3 protein-coding genes are annotated in these 1,646 nt (G+C 27.9%); all 3 read right to left on the bottom strand.

Annotated features, from left to right (window positions below; all coding sequences use genetic code 11):
• Positions 1-34: 34 nt before the first annotated feature.
• On the bottom strand, positions 35-505 hold the full coding sequence (locus L950_RS37650) for a type II CAAX prenyl endopeptidase Rce1 family protein (RefSeq protein ID WP_021188583.1): 471 nt from the start codon (positions 503-505) through the stop codon (positions 35-37).
• Between the two features lie 88 nt (positions 506-593).
• Positions 594-800, bottom strand: coding sequence for a hypothetical protein (locus L950_RS25235; protein WP_021188584.1), 207 nt, complete (start codon positions 798-800; stop codon positions 594-596).
• 346 nt (positions 801-1,146) lie between these two features.
• The gene (locus L950_RS37655) at positions 1,147-1,485 is read right to left on the bottom strand and encodes a CPBP family intramembrane glutamic endopeptidase (RefSeq protein WP_021188585.1); all 339 of its coding nucleotides are present in this window, start codon (positions 1,483-1,485) and stop codon (positions 1,147-1,149) included.
• Between the last annotated feature and the right edge of the window lie 161 nt (positions 1,486-1,646).

Genomic DNA, 1,646 nt, shown 5'->3' on the forward strand with positions numbered 1-1,646 from the left:
TTTTATTGGTATCTGAATCAGTTTCATCCTTAAATTATAATAATCTACCAATAAAGAGAATCAAATTGAATAGGGAATGTAGAATAGTTGTATGCATAAATGCATTCTTATTTTTGTCAGTTATCATATAAAAGCTTGCTATAACAAATCCCATATGAAATGCATAAATCATGGTATATAAACTGGAAGTATGACAAACACCAAATAGAAGAGCAGATATAGTTATAATTAATCCTTTTCTTTTATTTAGAAAAGAATAAGTTCCAAAAAATTTAATAGGAGCATATTGAAACAAAAGCGTTTCTATAGGAGGAGCGATTATAATCGAATAAAAACCTCTTAAAGCTGAACTATCCAATAGCATTCTTTTACTAGGCACAAATTGTAATCCAATTATTTTCACATATAACTCATAAAGAACAGGAACTAACATTAATAATACCAATAACGTTATTAGATATAATTTTAGAATTGAAACTTTACTTAATCGCGATATTAATAACATAATCTTATTTGCTATTTTACAAAATGACCACCCAAATAAATATCAAGAACAACAATAAATATTATTGTCCTTGATATATAATACTTAATTATGGACGAGCTCCTCCATAATGTCCATAATTAGTTGAATTCCATCCTGGTTCAGGATTATTGATACTATACATTATTGAATCAATAACTATATCAACTGCTTTACCCAAGAAAAAATCTTCTAAGAAACCACCACCATCAAGATTTACCATCTCATTAGTATCCAACTCCTGAACACCCATTGATTTTAATTCTAAGTTATTCATATTTTTGTTTATAAAAAACTATTCCTACTCTATTGCTAAGCCTTTTCGGATAACTGCTTCGTTGATCAACAATACTAAATTACAGTTGCTCAATGCTCAAAAAAAGCATTGGAAATATTATTTGATAAATAATACTTACCTGCAGAAATAGGTCTAATCTATTTCAGATCGAGTTTTGGAGATCGGACCTGATTTGATATCAAATGATTTTTAACACTTTAAGTAAAGTGATTGGGTTTATATCATCATCAAGAGAACTTGTGATATCTGATCGAAAGTCCACCAATAATGCTTATGATCATTTAAACCTAAATTCAAAATGATCATAAGTTAAGTATACTAGGAATTACAAGTTAAAAATATGATTATGAATGAATACAACCAAATTAATCAGAGCATGTAAAATGGTGACAAACAGAATTTTGTTAATCTTCCCCTGTTCCCTCAAACTTGCATAATAATATGCTAATACGAATCCCGTTCCAATTGCCAAAAGAATATAAATAAAACTGTACGAATGGGACAGCCCAAATAATAGTGCGGAAATGACTATCGCACTTCTCATTCTAATTTTAAATTTTAAAAGGATTTCAATAACTGCTGTTTGATAAATTAAGGTTTCAAAAATTGGAGCTACCACAACTAACATAAAAAACACGAACATTAAATTCTTTTCTTTACTCATAGAAGTCTCCAATAGAGACGGATCAAACAAATTAGAAATTGAAGAAGTGGTAACGGTATAAATAAATAGAAATAAAGAAAAATAAATTAAAAATTAAATTATTATTTTGAGGTATCTTAATTAGAAGAAATCATTAAATTAAATAGTGGACCTTTCGCAAA

The organism is Sphingobacterium sp. IITKGP-BTPF85 (assembly GCF_001006065.1).
In the GTDB taxonomy this organism is placed as follows: Bacteria; Bacteroidota; Bacteroidia; order Sphingobacteriales; family Sphingobacteriaceae; genus Sphingobacterium; species Sphingobacterium anhuiense.